This is a genomic window from Vreelandella nanhaiensis (assembly GCF_003990185.1).
Taxonomy (GTDB): domain Bacteria; phylum Pseudomonadota; class Gammaproteobacteria; order Pseudomonadales; family Halomonadaceae; genus Vreelandella; species Vreelandella nanhaiensis.
Map to the genome: position 1 here is coordinate 22,097 of NZ_RZHF01000005.1, position 18,953 is coordinate 41,049.

Below are 18,953 nucleotides of genomic sequence, written 5' to 3' on the forward strand. Positions count from 1 at the left end.
CAGTGCTGAGCGGCGCAAAGTATAGCGCAAACTCCCTACCCAACGCACCGCAACAGACGCTTATCAGTAGTTCGCCTATACCAAACGACAGCCCGCCTGTATAAAAAACCGCGCCTGGCAGGCTCCAGGCGCGGTTATCTTTAGCAACGCTTTGGTTAAAACAGAGCGCGTCAGGCTTCGCTATCACTCTCCGCCAAGTCAACCAGTTCACGTACAGCCACCGCGAACAGCGCAAATCCACCTTCGCTACCGCCGCGCACTTCGTTGATCAAATGACACCAGCGGCGGTGTAACTGGTTATGCTGTTCAAGCCACTGGTCAACGCGTTCCGGCGTATCACGGCTACCGGCTTCCAGCTTGAGTACGCTGGTGGTCAGCGCCAGTTGCTGGCGATCGATATCGTCCCGGAAGGTTTCCCGTGCCTGCACTTGCCAGCCATCGCGCACTTCAAGCTGGGTAACCTGCTGGATCATCCAGGGTAACTCGAGGCGACTGCCGATTTCGTAGAACACTTCGGCCACGCGCTGGGGCTTCTCGTTGGTGGCACGTGCGGCCTGGATAATCCCAAGACCGGCATACAGGCTGGGTGCTGCGGCAACGGTAGAGGCCAGCGCCTCCGGCACGCCAGCCTGTTGCAACTCATCACGCCGCTGCGTCCAGGCATCAAGTTCTTCACCGCTTAACAGCTCACCCATCTCCTCCTGCAGCTGGGCCAAGCGCGGGGCAAAGTACTCAATCGTATCCTGGGTGGAAAGATTTAAATGCTGACGCAGGAACCAGCGCGTGGCCCGGCGGATCAGGCGCATCAGATCAAGCATCATCGTGTGCTGTACTTCGCTGGATACCTGATTGTCCAGCGCTTCGATCTGCGCCCACAACGAGGGTAGATTAAAGCTATCCCGCGCGATCACGTAGTTACGTGCGATAGCCGCCCGTCCGGCGCCGGTTGAATCCATCAAGCGGCGTATAAATACGATGCCCATGTGATCGACCAGATCGTTGGCGACCTGGGTAGCCACGATTTCACGCTTCAGGCGGTGCTCGTACATCTCGGTCTGATAGCGCTCGGTCAATACCGAGGGGAAAAGGCGCTCCAAGTGGCGATGAACGTAGGTATCATCGGGCACGTCAGAGTTAATCAAATCGCCTTTCAGGGTGCTCTTGGCGTATGAAATGAGTACGGAAAGCTCAGGTAAGCGCATGCCCTGCTGGTTACTTGCCCGCTCTTTCAGCACCTCATCAGAAGGCAGGAACTCAAGCTCGCGGTCAATCTGCCCGGCTGATTCCAGCTCGCTGATAAACCGGCGGTAAGGACCAATTCCCTGGTGAGAGAGAATTTCTGAAAGATCCAGCGCTTGCGCCTGACGGTAGTTATCCAGGATAACCAGATCAGCCACTTCGTCGGTCATTTCCGCCAGCAGCTCATTGCGCTGCTTGTCGGTCATGTCACCGCGCTTGACCACGTCGTCGATCAATATCTTGATATTGACCTCGTGGTCAGAGCAGTTAACTCCGCCTGCGTTATCGATAAAGTCGGTATAAACGCGCACGCCCTTGGCGGCCGCTTCCATCCGTCCACGCTGGGTCAGGCCCAGGTTACCGCCCTCGCCTACCACTCGGCAGTTAAGGTCAGCACCGTTAATGCGCAGCGCATCGTTGGCTTTGTCGCCAACGTCGGCATCGGTTTCCTCGGAGCTTTTCACGTAGGTGCCGATACCGCCGTTCCAGATCAGATCCACGTGGGATTGCAGCATGGCGCGAATCAGTTCGTTGGGCGATAGGCGCTCTTCCTGAATGCCAAACACCTGCTGCATTTCCGGCGTAATCGAGATCGATTTGGCGCTACGGCTAAAGATGCCACCGCCCTGGGAAATCAGCTCGCGGCTGTAGTCTTCCCAGCTGGAACGCGGCAGGTCAAACAGCCGCTTACGCTCGGCAAAGGCCGCCTCGGCATCTGGGTTTGGGTCAATAAAGATATGTAGGTGGTTGAAAGCTCCCACCAGTTGAATCTTGTCGGACAGCAGCATGCCATTACCGAACACGTCGCCGGCCATGTCACCAATGCCCACCACGCTGAACAGATCTTGCTGAGTGTCCACGCCCAGGTTCTTGAAGTGGCGCTTGACCGACTGCCAGGCACCGCGTGCGGTAATGCCCATTTTCTTGTGGTCGTAACCGTTAGCCCCGCCGGAAGCAAACGCATCGCCCAGCCAGTGGCCGTATTCAATGGAAATCTCGTTGGCGATATCCGAGAACGTGGCCGTGCCTTTATCGGCTGCTACCACCAGGTAGACATCGTCTTCATCATGACGTACCACATTTACTGGCGGCACGACGTCGCCGCCATCCAGATTATCCGTCACGTCTAACAGCGCTCGGATAAAGATTTTATAGCAGGCGATGCCTTCTTTTTGCTGCGTTTCACGGTCGGCATTTTCCGGCATGCGTTTGCATACAAAGCCGCCCTTGGCGCCTACCGGTACGATAACCGCATTCTTGACCTGCTGTGCTTTTACCAGCCCCAGCACTTCGGTGCGGAAGTCTTCATGACGGTCAGACCAGCGCAGACCACCGCGTGCGACCTTGCCACCACGCAGGTGAACGCCCTCCACCCGCGGCGAGCAGACAAAAATCTCGAACATGGGCCGTGGTTTGGGCATGCCCGTTACTTTGGAAGGTTCAAGTTTAAAGGCGATATAGTCTTTAAAACGACCGTTGTCGGCACGCTGGTAGTAGTTGGTTCGCAGCGTCGCTTGAATAAGCTCCATAAAGCGGCGCAGCAGCTGGTCGTCGTTCAGGCTCGCGACCGCTTCCAGATGCTCGTTGATCCGCGCCACACACTCATCCGTGTCATGAGACCCAAGCGCAGGATCAAAGCGCAGGCGGAACATTTCCACCAGCTCCTGGGTGATGGCCGGATAGTTGGCGAGTGTCGCGGCGATATAGTCTTGCGACATGCCAAAGCGGATCTGCTTTAAGTAGCGTGCATAGCCACGCAGCATGGCCACTTCACGCCAATCAAGACCGGCTGCGATAATCAGTCGGTTGAAAGAGTCGTTATCGGCCTCGCCCGCCCAGATACGCTTGAAGGCTTCGCCAAAGGTGTCGCGCATTTCGCCCAGGCTGACATCCTTGTTACTGTGTTCAAGCTCAAAGTCATGTATCCAGTAACGCTGATGGTGGGCATTGATTTCGTAGGGATGCTCGCCGATAACCCGCAGCCCCAGGTTTTCCATCATGGGCAGCACATCGGAAAGCGGTATCTGGGCGGCGCGATGGTAAAGTTTGAGGTTAACGCCGCTACCCTGCTCTTCAAGAGGCCGGTAAAGCGACAACGACAGGTCATCGCCATTATCCAGTGTCAGCAGGTGCTGCACATCAAATACGGCGGTGCGCGCGTTAAACTCGTCACGATAGCTTGCCGAGAACGCGTCCTGGAACCGCTCCATCTGATGGTTGGCGCGCTCTTCTCCAAAGCCTTCAATCATCGCGGCCATCAGGTCATCGCGCCAGCTCCGTGATAGGCGGGCCACTTTGCTTTCCAGCCGCTTGAGATCGAACTGGCTCGGCGCATCGCCGTTAAAGCGCAGAATCAGCTGAATGCGCGCCAGCACTGACTCAGACAGATAGGTGTTGAAGTCACCAAAATGGGCATCAAGCTCGTCGCATAGCAGGTTCTGAATGCGCTGGCGCAGGTCGGTCGAGAACACATCGCGCGGTACGAATACCAGACAGGAGTAGAACTTGCCGCTAACATCGGCACGGATAAACAGGCGCACCTGACGGCGCTCACGAATATTGAGAATACCCAGCGCGGTCTGGGCCAGTGAATCTGTACTGATCTGGAACAGATCGTCACGAGGATAGACTTCAAGTACCTGCAACAGCTGCTTGCCGTTATGGCCTTGCGGGTTGAACCCGGCAATGTCCATGATCGCTTTGAGCTTGCGACGCAGCACTGGAATATTACGCGGCGACTCGTTATACACCGTTGAGGTAAACAAGCCGAAGAAGCGGCGCTCACCAATCACATTGCCGTCATCGTCATAGCGGTCTACGGTAATGTAGTCAGGGTAGGTGGGGCGATGCACACGCGAGTGATGGGCACTTTTGGCAAACGAGAGCAGCTGAGGCACGAGCTCATAGTTGCCCTGCTCGTTGATGCCTTCCTCGGTGCGGATGCGCTCATCGTAGCGCGGATCATCGAGACGAAATACGCCCAGCAGGCTGTTGGGATCGCGCTGCAGCTCATTGCCTTCAAGCAGGTATTCGTCGTAGCCCAAGAAGGTGAAGTTATCCTTCACCAGCCACTCTAGAAAGGCGATAGCCTCTTCGTGGTCGTCGGGATCAATCTGAGGCGGGCAGTTCTTTTCAAGCTCCTGAATGGCGGCGGTGATCCGGCCACAGATAGCATCGTAATCGTCAACGGCGGTGCGCACATCACGCAACACCTGATGAAGTTTTTTCTCAATATTGGAAAGCGCTTCGGGGTCGGTGTGGCGGTCAACCTCGATCACAATCAGCGACTCGCGCGCTTCAGGCGCATCAGCATCACGCGGTGAGACCAATGTCTGCAGCAGGTGCTGGTCGTTGCGGGCTACGGCAAATACCGAGTTCTGGATTGCATGTACGGTGAGGCCTCGGCGATTAAGCTCGATGCGCACCGAGTCGACCAGAAACGGCATATCTTCATGCAGCACGGCCACGAAGGTATGGGTGGACTGCCAACCGTGCTCTTCAAAATCTGGATTAAAGACGCGCACCTTGGGACGCTTGGTGTCGTGGTGCTGAAGGAACTGCCAAATGGATAGCGTGGCGCCATATAGATCATCCAAACGACGGTCTATTAAATCCTCTACCGGCACGGTCGCATAAAAGCGTCGTGCAAACGCTTCTATCGCCGTTGCTCGGTCCGGTTCCAGCCGCGCCTCCAAGCGCTCAAACAGCTGCTTCAAAAGGTCTTGCCGACTCTCTTCACTCGCAACGTAATGCATCCATCACCTCGACTGCCGGGGCCACATTTGGCCAAAAAAACGTAGGACAATAGGCCTTTAGGCCACTATGACGACTAGCTTACGCTACCCATAATCGCCACTCTATTCATCTGACATGTTCTTCATGGAGTATGCCGCTTTCGCATCATGCGCCCTATTGACCAATCTCGCGCCGCGTGAGCCATACACCACACTCACAATGGTCGGTGAACGGGAACTGGTCAAATAACGCGAAACGCTCTATCTGATGCGTCTTGGTAAGTTGAAGCAAATTTTCGGCAAGCGTTGCCGGGTTGCATGAAATATAGACGATCTGGTCATATTCACTGATTTGCTGGCAGCTCTGCTCATCCAGCCCCGCCCGGGGCGGGTCAACCAGCACCGTGGAGAAGCGGTAATCATCCAGCGCCATTTCGGCGACGCGCCGCCCGCCCTTTTCGCCTTTAAGCGCCAGGGCAAACTCCTCGGCGGACATCCGCGCAATATGGGCATTGGTTACCTTATTGGCTTCTAGGTTCACGTTGGCGCTGGCAACTGACGTGCGCGATATTTCTGTGGCCAGCACACGGCGAAAGTTATCCGCCAGAGCGATGGTGAAATTGCCATTGCCGCAGTAAAGCTCTACCAGATCCTCTGCCTGACGGCCGGCGGTAACTTCGCGTGCCCAGCCCAGCATTTTCTGGCAGATATGCGCATTCGGCTGGGTAAAGCTGTTTTCAACCTGCTGGTAATCGAGCGTTTTTCCGTCGACCGTGAGCTGCTCCCACACGTGGTCGCGGGTAAGCACCAGCCGTTGCTTTCGCGAGCGGCCAATGATCATGATGCCAAGTTCGGCTTCCAAGGCACGCGCCTCTTGCTCCCAGGCTTCACCTAACGGGCGGTGATAGATCAGCGTGACCAGCGCCTCACCTGAAAGCGTGGTCAGAAACTCGACCTGAAACAGTCGCCGACGCAGCTCGTCACTTTTCAGAAAAGCCTCACGCAGGCGCGGCATCAGCGCATTGATCGATTCGCTGGCCACGGCAAACTGGTCCAGGCGCACTACCTGCTTTTCTTTAGGGTTGGCGGGGTTCACCTCAAACATTGCATAGAACAGGTCGTCGCCTTCATGCCAAATGCGAAACTCGCAGCGCTGGCGATAGTGGCTCGGCGGCGACTCGAACACTTCAAGCGCTGGCGGATTGAACGGCGCAAAGGTGCTTTCCAGGTAAGCGCGTTTTTGGGCCAGCTGCTCGTCATAACGTTCGGGTTGAATATCAGGAATAGCCAAGTCGGCTCCTCTCTCAATAAAGGTATCAATAGCGGTATCAATATGAGTATCAGTTTAGTCTGGAAAAGGCGGGCACTAGGCGCTTAACTCCAACCGACCAGGTATGCAAAAACCATATTGCACGAAGCCCTCACCCAGCGCATCAGCAGAAGCAGTTGTGAAAAAGCGGCCATCCTGCCCGTTTTTTAACGCCGGCGCGATCTGGCCTACGCGCCGGGCGATGGCATCGCCGGAATCAATCCAGTTCACAGGCATTGGGGAAAGCGCTTCAAGCCAAGGTTTCAGCAAAGGAAAGTGGGTGCAGCCCAGCACAACGGTATCCACGGGAGACTGAGTGCTCGCCATTTGCCAAAGGGGCGTCAGAGCCTGCTGAATATGTTCACTGTTGGGAGAAATACCGCTAAGCAGTGCTTCGGCCTCCAGCACTAGCGCATCTGCTGCGACCCGGGTAATGATGCAGTCGCTGGCAAAGTTCTCGATAAGCTTTTGCGTGTAGGGTCTGCCCACGGTAGCCCGAGTGGCCAGCAGACCAATGTGACGCGTCTGACTGATGGCAGCTGCGGGCTTGATGGCGGGCACCGTGCCGACCACGGGAATCGCAAGCGCCTTTCTCAGGCCATCGAGTGCAAGCGTGCTGGCAGTATTGCAGGCCACGACCAGAATGCTTGGCTGACAGGCCTGAACGGCGGCCTGGCAAACGGCCACGATACGCGCAGAAAGCGTAATGTCATCGCGTAGCCCGTAAGGCATCCACGCGTTATCGCAGGCGTAGCACATGGCTGTATCAGGATAATGCTGGCGCAGCGATCGGGCCACGGAAAGCCCACCCACGCCGGAGTCAAAAATCAGCACGGGGCCTGCCATTACTGCCCCTTCGCCTTTTGCTTTGATAGGTACACCTGTTTCTCCTTCAGCCGCTCATTCACGGGGCGCCAGTTTAACACGCCCCGCTCGACGCTGAAGGAACACGCTCCAGGCTAAACCGCGGGCACCTCCGCCCCGCGCAGCTCGGCGTAAAGCTCCGGGTAAGCCAGCTGCAGGCGCTCAAGCTCCTGCTCGGCGCCTTCCGGCAGTGCTTGCAGCAACTCCTGCATATCTTCCTGGCTGAAATATTGATCGATAAGCGGGAAGAGACCTTCACGCTCCTGGCGAAGATACGCCCGGTGCGCATCCAGATAATCCTTTAAATCTTCGGCAAAGCGATCCATGGGCAGAACACTGTCCATCAAAATCATGTCGATATTGTCTGAAAGCTGCTGAAGGCGCGGCTTGAGTTCCAGGTAGTCGCTGGCCATTTTCTCCATGAGTTCGATATGTTCGGGCGCCTGGGTTTCCAGACGGTCGACACAGATACGTTCCAAAGGCGCGGCAAAACCTTCCATATAGGACAGAATGTAGTCCACAACTTCACGCATCAGCTGAAAATTGGGGCGCTCGCCCTGAGCTAGGGTCTTTTGCTTAAGCTGCAAGACATGGAGCATTCGCGCCATGTTGGCATGATCTAGACGCAGTTGGTTTAACATCGTGCCGTCTCCTTTGTGGGTCGTGCTGGCCGCTTTCCTTAGGATGATGCAAATACGCAATCATATGCGGACATCACTACACTAAAGCCAGATTATGTGATTCAGTTGATGACACTTTATTGACGCCTTTATATGGCGCTATTTTTTGATTCAGCTCTATCACTAAATTTTTTTATCAATTGCCACGGCCGTGTTTCACCATGCCCTTTGATTATTACTCTAGCAAGTCCATGGTGTTTGAAAGGGACTTTTTTTAAGCAACGTTTTTTTGATTCAACGAATTCTGTCAGGTTTTAAATGACTATTTTTTAAAGGCTATGCAAAAGGTAGCCTGACAATACGCCGTTTACCATACACACTTGTGGTTACTTTGTTGCTCAACGTCTCGATTTACAACGGAAGTTTACATGGACCTTTTTGACTCACAGCGGACACCCAGTGACGACGCTCCTCTGGCGTATCGAATGCGTCCGCAAACTCTTGAAGACTACGTTGGCCAGGAGGCATTAGTAGGGCCGGGCAAACCGCTTCGGCGCATGGCGGAGGCGGGTCAGATCCGCTCGATGCTCTTATGGGGGCCTCCCGGAGCTGGCAAAACCACTCTGGCTGAACTGCTTGCCAAGGCATCTAGCGCCCACCTTGAGCACTTGAGCGCGGTAATGGCAGGCGTTAAAGAGATACGCGCAGTTGTCGAGCGTGCTCAGCAGCACACCTCGCAGGTCATTCTTTTTCTGGATGAGATACACCGGTTAAACAAGAGCCAACAGGATGCCCTACTGCCCCACGTAGAGTCTGGTCTACTAACGTTAATCGGTGCCACTACCGAGAACCCTTCGTTTGAGGTTAACTCTGCCCTGCTGTCGCGCGCGCGGGTCTATGTACTCAAAGCGCTTTCTGAAAACGAGCTCATTAGCGTCATGCGCCAAGCGCTTAGGGATGCGCAGCGCGGCCTTGGCAAGCGGAATATCAAGGTAGAAGACGACGTTCTCACCGCGCTGGCTCATGCCAGCGCAGGAGACGCCCGGCGAGCGCTGGGCCTACTGGAAACTGCTTGTGACTTTACCGAGATCGAAAATGGCCAGGAATTGCTGCGCGCGTCCGTTCTTTCAGATGTGATAGGCCATCAGGCGAGCGCGTTTGATAAACAGGGGGACGCCTACTACGATCTGCTCTCTGCCATTCATAAGTCCATCCGCTCATCACGCCCGGATGCCGCTCTGCTGTATATGGCGCGCTTTCTACAGGGTGGCGGCGACCCATTGGATATAGTGCGCAGGCTAACCGCGATTGCCTCGGAAGATGTCGGCAATGCCGACCCTCGTGCCTTGCCACTGGTAATTGCCGCATGGGACGCTTATTTGCGCCTGGGGGATTACGAAGGCCAGCGAGCGATTGCCCATGCGGCCATTCATCTGGCCGTGGCTCCCAAGAGCAACCGGATTGACCGCGCCTGGAATGCCGCCAAGCAGTACGTACGCCAACAGCCCCAGGTGGAGGTGCCCACCTATTTACGCAACGCCCCGACCAAGCTAATGGAGCAGCTAGGTCACGGCGAAGGCTATCGCTACGCGCATAATGAACCCGACGGCTACCCGGCAGGCAGCACTCACGACTGCTGGCCGGAAGAGCTACCCAAGATACGCTTTTTCGAGCCAAGCCAGATAGGCCAGGAGAAACGCTTTGCAGAAATAATGGCATGGCGCGAAAACCGCGACCAGGAAGCAGATCAGGCGCCCTAGGGCGCCTGATTGTTGCGGTGGCGAGCGATTTTACTTGACCGCCACGTTCCATTCACAACTTGCTATTCACTATTTCCTCTTCTCCATTCACCCTTGGCGACTAAAACTCTTCACGAATAACGTCAGTGCCTTCAGGGATATCGAAGTTGAACAGGCTGCGATTAATGGAGCCGTTCTGGGTGATATCGCTAAACGTGATCAACGTTCGCTGGCCGGTGCTATCCATCATCCAAAGCTGCGTCAGTGTGTCGTTATCAAACACCATGTTCAGCTCTTCAAACAGCGTATCGGCCGAGCTGGGAATCAAGGTAAATACGTCTTCGCCATTTTCGTGATTGTAAACTACATCGTAGCTACTGGTCAGATCACCGATGTTGCCCGAAAGCAGCAGCGCAGGTGTATGGGTGACGCGGTCATCCATGGGTTGCACGGTTACCTGCTCAAGATCCGGGTCATAGAGGTAAATATCGCTACCGTCGGATACCACAACCTGGGAGTAAGGCGCCTCCACTTCCCAACGCAGCATGCCAGGGCGTGAAAGCCACATTTCGCCAGTAGCACTTTGCAGACGTTCGCCGCTGCCATCCAGAATTTTTTGCTCAAATGTGGCTTGGTAGCTTTCCAGCGGCTCAAGCCGTTCGGTCAAGCGCTCAGCAGCATCATTGGCCCAGGCAGCAGGCGTTGCAAAGGTTAATCCAAGCGCCGCTGCCGCCAAAGACAGGGGTGAAGAAAGCAGAGTTTGCGAATCGCGCATAGTGTTCTCCCTAGACATACGTTGTCAGATTAAATAGACATACGTTGCCCGAAAAAAAAGCTGAGGATCGTTAACAACGTCCATGTGGTCCTTCAGACGCGAAACACGCCGCGGGGTTTCAACCGCGGCGTGACTTTCACGCTTATTGCATGATTCATACAGGCGTTTAGTGACCCGCTGCCGGCGGTGCCAGCACTTCGCGCGCCCCATTGGTGCCCATTGAAGACACAACCCCTGCCATCTCCATGGCATCCACCAGACGCGCTGCACGGTTGTAGCCGATCTTGAAACGCCGCTGTACCGCCGAAATGGACGCTTTGCGAGTTTCAGTCACAAACTGAACGGCTTCATCGTAGAGCGCGTCCTGTTCGGCATCATCCCCATCGCTACCCTCAGCTTCAAGGCCGGCCAAAGCATCGGCTGATACGCCACCCGAGAGAATTTCCTCGATGTACTCAGGCTCACCGCGACGCTTCCAGTCATCCACAACACGATGCACTTCATCATCATCCACAAAGGCGCCATGCACGCGATTGGGCGGGCCGGAGCCTGCCGGCAGATAGAGCATATCCCCATGGCCCAGCAGGCTTTCCGCGCCGCCCTGATCAAGAATAGTGCGCGAATCGATACGCGATGACACCTGAAACGCCATCCGTGAGGGAATATTGGCCTTGATCAGACCGGTCACGACATCCACCGAGGGCCGCTGTGTAGCTAGGATCAAATGAATACCCGCGGCCCGGGCCTTTTGTGCCAAACGAGCAATCAGCTCTTCCACCTTTTTACCGACAATCATGAACATGTCGGCAAACTCATCGATGACCACCACGATATAGGGCAGTTTTTCGAGGATGGGCGGCGTCTGGTGCATCTCCCAAGGCTGCGGTTCCCATAGCGGGTCAGCCACCTGAGCGCCGGCGCGTTCAGCCTCTTCCAGCCGACCGTTAAAGCCAGCAATATTACGCACGCCCATGGCGGCCATCAGCTTGTAGCGGCGCTCCATTTCAGCCACACACCAGCGCAGGCTGTTAGCGGCCTCCTTCATGTCGGTCACTACCGGCGCCAACAGGTGTGGGATACCGTCGTAGACCGAGAGTTCCAGCATCTTGGGGTCCACCATGATGAGTTTGAGCTCATCGGGCTTGGCCTTAAGCAGCATTGATATCAGCATCGCGTTAACGCCCACTGACTTACCCGACCCGGTGGTACCGGCCACCAAGAGGTGGGGCATCTTGCCCAAATTGGCAATCACCGGGCCACCACCAATATCCTGGCCAAGCGCCATGGTCAGCGGCGAGGTTTCCTGTTGGTAGCGCTCAGAGTCGATGACCTCACGCAAGCGAATCATTGCCCGGTGCGGGTTGGGAATCTCGATCCCGACGGTTGGGCGTCCGGGAATGACCTCAACAACACGCACGCTTTTCACCATCAGCGAGCGTGCCAGGTCTTTTGCCAGATTGCTGATTTTGGATGCCTTGACGCCTGCTGCGGGCTTTATTTCAAAACGCGTAATAACCGGCCCGGGCCAGGTATCCACCACTTCTGCCTTCACGCCATACTCGCGCAGCCGCACTTCAAGAAGCTCGGCCATGTCGGCAAGCTGCTCTTCTGTGTAGTTGGGCTGATGCGGCTCAGCAGGAGTCAACAGCTGTAGACTTGGCACCTCGCCTTCAGGCTCAGGCAGGGTTTCAAATACTGGGCGCTGATTCTGCAGGTGCTCAACGGTCCAGAGCGTGGGCCCGCTGTCGGCTTCCTCAGCCACGTCATCCGCCGAGAAGGTCGGCTCATGGCGAGCCGCACTTACCGGCTGAGGCTGAGGCGGTTGCGGTTGCGGTTGCGGTTGCGGTTGCGACTGAGCGTGAGATTGAACTTGAGCTTGGTGCTGAGATAAAGGCGTAGGCGTTGCCGTCTGCACGGGCAATTCAGCTTCGTCATCTTCCCAAACCGGCTCGGGAACTATTTCGGGTACGCGCTCAGACCTGGGAGCATGACGTGTCTCGGCACCCAGTGAAGGCTCACCCATGGTAGCGGATTCAGCGATGACCGTCGGGCTAAGCGTCGGCTCAGGACGAAGCGGCTTTTCTGCCTGAACGGCGGACGCTTCGCTGTGCCAATCCTGGCGCTCCCACTCGCGCTCATCCTGCCATTCGTCATCCTGTTCGCTGTCTGACTCACCCTGCTCGTCATCAACTTCTTTCCGGGCAAAGAAATGTGATGCCATAGGGAAAGTGGCATCCTCTTCGCGAGAAGCTCGCAGGCTAAGTGGCGCTTCATTCTGCGTGTCTGCCTTTTCATTTTCCGCAGCACTTGGAGCAGATGCTTCAGCGGTAGAGGGTTGCTCCTCGACCGGTTCCGTTGGGGCGTCCTGAGTGTATAGCGGCACAGCAGGCGGCACTTGCTCATCTTCATGAGCACGCGCTGAGAAGGCGTCCGCACGCAGGGCTTTTTCAGGCTCAGGCTCAGGCTCAGGCTCAGGCTCAGGCGCAATCTTCGGTTCAGGCACTATCGGAGCCTGAACCTCGGGCGCTGGTGCGCTAGATGCTGCAGATACCGGCTTGGGTTCTGGGTCAGTTGGCGCAACTGCTACGGCTGGCTGTGCAGATGCTTCATTGAGCGGCACTTTATCGCCGCCTGCGTCACCAACCGGCTTTTTATTAACCGCCGTTTTATCCGCCAACATCTCATCAGGCAGGTTGGTATCTTCCCAGGGAATAGACGTATCGGTAGACTCGACAGCCGATGCAGAGAACTCAGGCTCGCGGCGCGCACGGCTCTTGTCGCGCTTGGGGTTTGGCGCACGGGGAGGCTCTTCCGCCTTGGGAGCAGGCTTTAGAGACGCTCGCAGCGCGGCGCGCTCACGACGTTTCTCACGGCTTTTTTCCCGACGCGCGCTAAACCAGCCGCCCACGCGGCAAAGACGGCGACCAACTTCATCCGCTACCTGTAGCCACGACATGCCGCTAAAAAGGGGAAACCCGATCAGGATCAGGGCCGCCGCAATCAAACCCACCCCGCCGCTACTGACCAGCGGTTTTAAGGTGCCGACCAGCCCTTCGCCCAGAATACCGCCCGAGGCATAGGGCAAGATGCTGTTGGGGTGATAAAAATGCAGCGCCCCTAGCATGGTAGTGCCGAACATCAACAGCACCAGTCCACCGGCGTGCACGGCGATGGCCACCGGGTCGAGTTCAAAACGTACCTGACGCGAGCGCATCAGCCACCAAGCAGCAAAGCCAAACATGCCCGGCCACCAGAGTGCGCTTGCCCCCAAAAGAGAATAGAGAACGTCAGCCAGCCAGGCGCCGACCGGCCCCATCCAGTTACGGACATCGGTTTCTGGCCCCTGATAGGACCAGCCGGGGTCTTCCGGGTGGTAGCTAAATAGTGCTAATAATAAAAATACACACAGCGCCAGCAGTACTACCACTACGCCTTCACGCACCGAGCCCTGTAAACGCAGGCCAAACCGGCGCGCTTTATCTTTCGCGGCTTTTACCCGCGCAGAAGAGGCCGAAGATGGTGCTTGACGCGAATTACGCTGCGTTCGCTTGTCTACTGCCTTGTTCACTTTCAAGCGATTCTCCCTTTACACCTCAATGGCGTCTTTAATCCACTTGCGAGTTTGCATCATACCGAGCATCCTTCCGCCGTCACAGAGCTTCTCATCAAGTGCTCAGTAACAGGAGCAAATAATGCTACCTTGGCTTTCTTCGCCATACCCAACATTTCCGCCTACCGCCGTTGCGCTGGATTCGCCCAATGGCCTGCTGGCCGCCGGTGGCGACCTTTCGCCGCCCTGGTTGATAGAGGCATACCGACGCGGGATTTTCCCATGGTACAGTGACGACGACCCCATTTTATGGTGGAGTCCTGATCCGCGCATGGTACTTCGACCCGAGCAGTTCAAGCTGCGCCGTAGCTTAGCAAAACGGCTACGTAATGGGGGGTTTGACGTTACCCTGAATCAACATTTTGAGCACGTAATTAATGCGTGCGCCGCGCCACGGGCCGAAGACATCGGCACATGGATCACCGATGAGATGTACAATGCCTACGTCGCGCTTAATCGTCTAGGTATTGCACATAGTATCGAGGTACACCAAGCGGGCCAACTGGTGGGTGGGCTCTATGGTCTGGCCATGGGGCCGGTCTTTTTTGGCGAGTCCATGTTCTCAAATGTGCCGGATGCTTCCAAGGTAGCACTTGCCCATCTGGCAGGTGCCATGGAGGCCCATGGCGGCAAGCTGATCGATTGCCAGATGCATACACCGCACCTGGCAAGTCTTGGGGCGACAACAGTCGCTCGCGAGACATTCATCAACTATCTTGAACAGTGGCTGCCTGAAAAGGCATTTGATATTTCATCACCTGATGAAGCCCCTCAGGTGCCGGGATCACCCTGGTTAAGCGCCATACCCAGCCAGGGTAATTCTGTACGCTGGCAGGCTTAGGTTACGTTATTAAGCTACGTTATACGGGAGGAAAGCTGTGAGTAGTAATGCTCCTCGTGGGCCAGTGCGGGATCTGCGCTTTTTTCTTACCGTGCCGCATACCTGCAGCTATCTCCCCGATAAAGAGGCAACAACGCTTTTTCTGGATCCACAGGAGTCACCTGGCCGGGGCGTCTATGATTCGTTATCCCTGCTTGGCTTTAGGCGAAGCGGGCGGCACCTGTATCGTCCGCACTGTGAAAACTGCAGCGCCTGCCGCTCTGTGCGTATTCCGGTTGAGCAATTCACTGCCAACCGCTCCCAGCGCAAGGTATGGCGGCGTAATGCTGATATTACCACTCGTATCGTGCCAGCACGCTATGAGGCACGCCATTACGCGCTTTACGCAGAGTATATTCGTCAACGTCATGCTGACGGCGATATGTACCCACCTAGCCGCGAACAGTACCAGACCTTCTTAACCCTGCCAGAACCCTATGCCTACCTGCTGGAGATGTACCTGGGTGAAGAGCTGGTGGCCGTATCAGCATTCGATCAGTTAGAACACGGCCTTTCCGCCATCTATACCTTCTTTGGAGTTGGCGACATGCTGGATAGACGCTCATTAGGCACACTGGCGGTGCTCAAGCTGATTGAACTTTGTATTGAAAAATCCCTGCCACATCTCTATCTGGGGTACTGGATCGAGGAGTGCCGGAAAATGCGCTACAAGCAGGACTTTTCTCCTATTGAGTTGTTGGATGGGCGCCATTGGCGGCCGCTGATTCGTTAATATGCGTAAATTGGGCCAGCTTTTTTGCCTTGACGACGAGCTTACGGCACAATATAGCGCTGTTTCTTATGGGCCGGTGATCTGGCACTTGAATCCTGAAACGGTTTTGGTTTGCTAACTACGTTAAATAAGTGAGGATCTGCCTATATGGCACGCGAAGATCATATTGAAATGGAAGGCGTAATTGTTGATACCCTTCCCAACACCATGTTCCGTGTTGAGCTTGAAAACGGCCACGTTGTTACCGCGCATATCTCTGGAAAAATGCGCAAGAACTACATCCGCATCCTGACCGGCGATAAGGTGAAAGTGGAACTAACACCGTACGACCTATCCAAAGGCCGCATTGTCTATCGCTCGCGCTAAGCCTTTATAACGCCTATTCAGCTGACCAGCAGTACGGCGCCAGCACCTGTATACGACAACGCCCCGTCGAAGACAGGGCGCTGTGGCAATCTACTGCATGTTTAAGCGCTACGCATCAAGGCGATCTTAGCGCCCTTTTCAGGGCGCGTCCGCCATTTCAGTCTCGGTGGAGAGATGCAACTCCCCCTCCTCCAGACTGACGTGTACGATCCCGCCGTTATCAGCTAGCTCACCAAACAGGATCATTTCAGCAAGCGGCTTCTTGAGCTTCTCCTGAATCAAGCGCGCCATGGGTCGAGCCCCCATGTCCGGATCGTAGCCCTTCTCGGCCAGCCAATTCCGCGCAGTATCGTCTACATCCAACTGTACGCGTTTCTCATCAAGCTGCGCCTGGAGTTCGATCAGGAACTTGTCGACGACGTTGCGCACGACTGAAGCTGGCAAGGCGTGGAACTGAATGATGCCATCCAAGCGGTTGCGGAATTCCGGCGAGAAGGTCCGTCGAATGACCTCCATGGCATCCGTTGAATGATCCTGACTCTGGAAGCCGATCGAGCGACGTGATGCCTGCTCAGCGCCCGCATTGGACGTCATGATCAGGATTACGTGGCGGAAGTCTGCTTCACGACCGTTGTTGTCGGTCAAGCGACCGTGATCCATGACCTGTAGTAACAGGTTAAAGACTTCCGGGTGCGCTTTTTCAATCTCATCCAGCAGTAACACGCAGTGGGGCTGCTTGGTAACAGCTTCAGTCAGCAGGCCGCCCTGATCATAACCAACGTAGCCAGGAGGCGCGCCAATCAAGCGCGACACGGTATGACGCTCCATGTATTCGGACATATCAAAGCGCACAAGCTCGATACCCATGATATGGGCAAGCTGCTTGGCCACTTCGGTTTTACCTACCCCGGTAGGTCCGGCAAACAGGAAGCTACCTACCGGCTTATCCGGCGACTTGAGCCCGGCGCGCGATAGCTTGATAGCTGCTGACAGCGTATCGATTGCTTCGTCCTGCCCGAATACCAGCATCTTGAGATCACGGTCAAGCTTCTCAAGCAACTTGCGGTCTGAGCTTGAAACGCTCTTCGGCGGAATACGCGCAATGGACGCCACAATGGCCTCCACCTGTTCAACATCAATGGTGTTGGCACGCACTTCTGGCGGCAACAGGCGCTGGTGAGCGCCCGCTTCATCGATCACATCAATCGCCTTGTCCGGCAGATGGCGATCATTGATATAACGATCGGCCAGACGCGCCGCGCTCTCAAGCGCTCCATCGGTGTACTTGAGCTCATGATGCTCTTCAAAGCGCGAACGCAGCCCTTTGAGAATCTTGATAGTGTCGTCAACGGACGGCGCCAACACATCAACCTTCTGGAAGCGACGCGCCAGGGCGCGATCCTTTTCAAAAATACCGCGAAATTCCTGGAAGGTGGTAGAACCAATGCAACGAAGCTCACCCGACGAAAGAAGCGGTTTCAGCAGATTGGAAGCATCCATTACCCCACCCGAAGCCGCGCCCGCACCAATAACGGTGTGGATTTCATCAATAAACAGCACCGCATTCGGCTGTTTACGCAGCTCACCCAAAAGGCTTTTCAGGCGCTTTTCAAAATCGCCGCGGTACTTGGTGCCAGCAAGCAAGGCACCCATATCCAGCGAATAAACGACTGCATCCGCAATGACATCGGGCACGTCTTCTTCAACAATACGCTTGGCAAGCCCTTCTGCTACGGCGGTTTTACCTACGCCAGCTTCACCAACCAACAGCGGATTGTTTTTACGCCGCCGAGCAAGAATCTGCACCACGCGCTCAAGCTCATGATCGCGCCCAATCAACGGATCGATCTTGCCTAGCCGTGCCTGTTCATTAAGGTTGGTGGCATACCCATTAAGCGGATGTGTGCCGCTTTCAGCCGCGCCTTCTTCAACATCTTCACCCTCTTGGGAAGAAGTTGATTGTGATGGGCCATGGCCTGCCACTTTGGAAATACCGTGGGCGATGTAGTTGACGGCATCAACTCGGGCAACGCTTTGCTGCTTGAGGAAATAGACCGCCTGGCTTTCCTGTTCAGAAAAGATAGCGACAAGCACGTTGGCGCCGGTAACTTCACTTTTACCCGACGACTGAACATGGAACACCGCACGCTGCAGTACACGCTGAAAACCAAGTGTAGGCTGCGTTTCACGATCCCCATGACCTTCAGGAATCAGCGGTGTGGTTGAGTTGATAAAATCCTGCAGATCGGATCGCAACTTGTCGAGGTTTGCCCCGCACGCCTTTAACACATCCACTGCCGAGGCATTATCCAGCAGCGCTAGCAGCAGATGTTCAACCGTCATGAACTCGTGGCGCTTTGAACGAGCAACGGTAAAGGCCGTGTTCAGGGTCAATTCAAGTTCTTTGCTCAGCATGGCAGTCCCCTTTTAGCTACTACCTAGGGCGTATCGCCCCCTAGGACTTGCGTCGGATCAGTTTAATCGGCCGGTACTTTCAACATCGGGTACAAATGGCAGGGTTGCAAGCCTTCGCTGACAATTTTTTATCAATACTGCTAATTTGCAGCCTCGATATCACTCATTAGCGGATGCTCGCATTCACGGGCATATTCATTTACCTGATGGCTTTTCGTTTCTGCAATATCGCGGGTAAAGATGCCGCAGGTCGCCTTACCCTGGGTGTGTACAGCAAGCATTATTTGAACAGCCTTCTCGCTGTCCATACTGAAAAATTCTTGCAGCACTTCAATGACAAAATCCATGGGCGTGTAATCGTCATTATGTAACACGACCTTATACAGAGGTGGCTGCGCCAGCTCAGGCTTGGCCTGCTGGACAGCAACATCCCCGTCATCGGGCATATCAGGTCGTGTCATACCGGCTACTCCATGGGAAGCCGCTGTTACATCAAACGCTAACTTGGACATAGATTGCACTATTGGTTATCTCAAAGACTCAGGAACGACCCAGCCTGCGCTACTCAGCAATTGCAACCCGCAATAGTGACCAGTCAATAGCTATGACGCTCAAGCTCTACAAGGGTTCACACGGTATTAAAAATAGCATACCGCAAAAGTCAAAAAA

The 18,953-nt window shown here is 55.4% G+C and carries 12 protein-coding genes; 4 read left to right on the forward strand and 8 right to left on the reverse strand.

The window, feature by feature from the left end; all coding sequences use genetic code 11:
- Positions 1–170: 170 nt before the first annotated feature.
- From ELY38_RS03730 to ELY38_RS03745, 4 genes are all read right to left on the reverse strand, one after another.
- A complete protein-coding gene (locus tag ELY38_RS03730; protein WP_127060168.1) occupies positions 171–4,994 on the reverse strand; it encodes an NAD-glutamate dehydrogenase in 4,824 nt (1,607 codons plus the stop codon).
- A 154-nt stretch (positions 4,995–5,148) separates the two neighbouring features.
- Positions 5,149–6,264, reverse strand: a complete 1,116-nt coding sequence (trmA, locus tag ELY38_RS03735; RefSeq protein ID WP_127060169.1) for a tRNA (uridine(54)-C5)-methyltransferase TrmA — start codon at positions 6,262–6,264, stop codon at positions 5,149–5,151.
- A gap of 75 nt (positions 6,265–6,339) precedes the next feature.
- Positions 6,340–7,128 (reverse strand): glutamate racemase, encoded by a 789-nt coding sequence (murI, locus tag ELY38_RS03740; RefSeq protein ID WP_127060170.1) that lies wholly within the window; start codon positions 7,126–7,128, stop codon positions 6,340–6,342.
- A 113-nt stretch (positions 7,129–7,241) separates the two neighbouring features.
- Positions 7,242–7,787: a hemerythrin domain-containing protein gene (locus tag ELY38_RS03745; RefSeq protein ID WP_127060171.1), complete on the reverse strand. Its 546-nt coding sequence runs from the start codon at positions 7,785–7,787 to the stop codon at positions 7,242–7,244.
- A 407-nt stretch (positions 7,788–8,194) separates the two neighbouring features.
- On the opposite strand from ELY38_RS03745, the gene ELY38_RS03750 reads away from it, so the two are divergent.
- Positions 8,195–9,526 carry a replication-associated recombination protein A gene (locus tag ELY38_RS03750; protein WP_127060172.1) on the forward strand — a complete coding sequence of 444 codons (1,332 nt, stop codon included), beginning with the start codon at positions 8,195–8,197 and terminating at the stop codon, positions 9,524–9,526.
- A gap of 100 nt (positions 9,527–9,626) precedes the next feature.
- Here the strand turns inward: ELY38_RS03750 and lolA are convergent, their stop codons facing one another.
- Together lolA and ELY38_RS03760 are read right to left on the reverse strand one after the other, a co-directional pair.
- Positions 9,627–10,280, reverse strand: coding sequence for an outer membrane lipoprotein periplasmic chaperone LolA (gene lolA / locus ELY38_RS03755; RefSeq protein ID WP_127060173.1), 654 nt, complete (start codon positions 10,278–10,280; stop codon positions 9,627–9,629).
- A 166-nt stretch (positions 10,281–10,446) separates the two neighbouring features.
- Positions 10,447–13,854, reverse strand: coding sequence for a DNA translocase FtsK (locus ELY38_RS03760; RefSeq protein ID WP_127060174.1), 3,408 nt, complete (start codon positions 13,852–13,854; stop codon positions 10,447–10,449).
- 118 nt (positions 13,855–13,972) lie between these two features.
- Between ELY38_RS03760 and aat the strand changes: the two genes are divergently transcribed.
- The 3 genes from aat (at position 13,973) to infA (ending at position 15,869) form a co-directional block, all read left to right on the forward strand.
- Complete coding sequence (gene aat / locus ELY38_RS03765) at positions 13,973–14,731, forward strand: leucyl/phenylalanyl-tRNA--protein transferase (RefSeq protein WP_127060175.1); 759 nt, start codon at positions 13,973–13,975, stop codon at positions 14,729–14,731.
- A gap of 37 nt (positions 14,732–14,768) precedes the next feature.
- Complete coding sequence (locus ELY38_RS03770; RefSeq protein ID WP_127060176.1) at positions 14,769–15,503, forward strand: arginyltransferase; 735 nt, start codon at positions 14,769–14,771, stop codon at positions 15,501–15,503.
- Between the two features lie 147 nt (positions 15,504–15,650).
- Positions 15,651–15,869: a translation initiation factor IF-1 gene (gene infA / locus ELY38_RS03775; protein WP_007111068.1), complete on the forward strand. Its 219-nt coding sequence runs from the start codon at positions 15,651–15,653 to the stop codon at positions 15,867–15,869.
- A gap of 138 nt (positions 15,870–16,007) precedes the next feature.
- Here infA and clpA read toward each other — a convergent pair whose 3' ends face one another.
- Positions 16,008–18,284, reverse strand: coding sequence for an ATP-dependent Clp protease ATP-binding subunit ClpA (gene clpA / locus ELY38_RS03780; protein ID WP_127060177.1), 2,277 nt, complete (start codon positions 18,282–18,284; stop codon positions 16,008–16,010).
- A gap of 140 nt (positions 18,285–18,424) precedes the next feature.
- Positions 18,425–18,730, reverse strand: a complete 306-nt coding sequence (gene clpS / locus ELY38_RS03785) for an ATP-dependent Clp protease adapter ClpS (RefSeq protein WP_127060452.1) — start codon at positions 18,728–18,730, stop codon at positions 18,425–18,427.
- Positions 18,731–18,953: the final 223 nt, after the last annotated feature.

Bases quoted from the DNA above. Each gene is read 5' to 3' on its own strand.
- ELY38_RS03730 (WP_127060168.1), bottom strand. From the start codon at position 4,994: ATGCATTACGTTGCGAGTGAAGAGAGTCGGCAAGACCTTTTGAAGCAG.
- murI (WP_127060170.1), bottom strand. From the start codon at position 7,128: ATGGCAGGCCCCGTGCTGATTTTTGACTCCGGCGTGGGTGGGCTTTCC.
- ELY38_RS03745 (WP_127060171.1), bottom strand. From the start codon at position 7,787: ATGTTAAACCAACTGCGTCTAGATCATGCCAACATGGCGCGAATGCTC.
- ELY38_RS03750 (WP_127060172.1), top strand. From the start codon at position 8,195: ATGGACCTTTTTGACTCACAGCGGACACCCAGTGACGACGCTCCTCTG.
- lolA (WP_127060173.1), bottom strand. From the start codon at position 10,280: ATGCGCGATTCGCAAACTCTGCTTTCTTCACCCCTGTCTTTGGCGGCA.
- aat (WP_127060175.1), top strand. From the start codon at position 13,973: ATGCTACCTTGGCTTTCTTCGCCATACCCAACATTTCCGCCTACCGCC.
- infA (WP_007111068.1), top strand. From the start codon at position 15,651: ATGGCACGCGAAGATCATATTGAAATGGAAGGCGTAATTGTTGATACC.
- clpA (WP_127060177.1), bottom strand. From the start codon at position 18,284: ATGCTGAGCAAAGAACTTGAATTGACCCTGAACACGGCCTTTACCGTT.
- clpS (WP_127060452.1), bottom strand. From the start codon at position 18,730: ATGCCCGATGACGGGGATGTTGCTGTCCAGCAGGCCAAGCCTGAGCTG.